A 567-nucleotide genomic window follows, 5' to 3' on the forward strand; every position below is an offset into this window, starting at 1 on the left:
AGTATCTCTGAAGATCCAGAAAATTTCATAAAATTAGGGGGTTATGGGGCCAATTACTGACCTCGCTTCATTCCATCAACTGGGCGTACTTTGACCGTAACACGGCCTTCTTTTGTTTGTACAAAGCTCAATGTCATTTCAAGTGTGATGGCAACAGAGACGCTCATCATGACAAAAATAGCTAGCATGATGACCAGTTGATATTTTATGGCAACCAATGGGCTTGCGCCCCCTAGGATTTGCCCCGTCATCATACCAGGAAGTGTGACAAGGCCCATCGTGGTCATTGAGGCTAGCGTTGGCGCTAACGATTTTCTCAGAGCCTCCTGAACGAAAGGAAAGGAAGCGTATTTAGGGGCGGCACCCAGTGAGATAGCAGCTTCGTACTCAGATTTACGCTCTTCAAAAGCAGAGAATAAGTTTTGTAGCGCGATGATATTACTGCTCAGACTATTGCCTAACAGCATGCCTGCCAATGGGATCATATATTGCGCATTGTAAAGCGGAGTAGGGCGCACCAAGCCAGCGGTGATCGCAATTAGTAATGGAAACAAGCCACATACAAGC

The 567-nt window shown here is 46.4% G+C and carries 1 protein-coding gene; it reads right to left on the minus strand.

The annotated features are described in order from the left end of the window. Positions 1–53: 53 nt before the first annotated feature. On the minus strand, positions 54–567 hold a 514-nt coding region (locus R7O13_RS29425; protein WP_318305534.1), incomplete at its 5' end, for an ABC transporter permease.

The organism is Vibrio sp. Y176, from assembly GCF_033438945.1.